The 300-nt window shown below is 68.7% G+C and carries 1 protein-coding gene; it reads left to right on the plus strand.

Annotated elements, in window-relative coordinates; all coding sequences use genetic code 11:
- A partial coding sequence (locus tag FAF44_RS54025; protein WP_237111233.1) for a hypothetical protein occupies positions 1–300 on the plus strand: 300 nt, incomplete at both ends.

A 300-nucleotide genomic window follows, 5' to 3' on the forward strand; every position in this document is an offset into this window, starting at 1 on the left:
CCGCGCACCAACATGGCCACCCCGGTCTTCGACGGGGCCCACGAGGAGGAGATCGTCGGCCTGCTCGGCAACACGGTCGCCAACCGCGACGGCGACCGGATGGTCCAGTCGACGGGTAAGGCCCGGCTGTTCGACGGGCGTTCCGGCGAGCCGTTCCCGTACCCGATCGCGGTCGGTTACATCTACATCCTCAAGCTGCTGCACCTGGTCGACGACAAGATCCACGCCCGGTCGACCGGCCCGTACTCCATGATCACCCAGCAGCCGCTCGGCGGTAAGGCCCAGTTCGGCGGCCAGCGC

The organism is Nonomuraea sp. MG754425 (assembly GCF_021699195.1).
In the GTDB taxonomy this organism is placed as follows: domain Bacteria; phylum Actinomycetota; class Actinomycetes; order Streptosporangiales; family Streptosporangiaceae; genus Nonomuraea.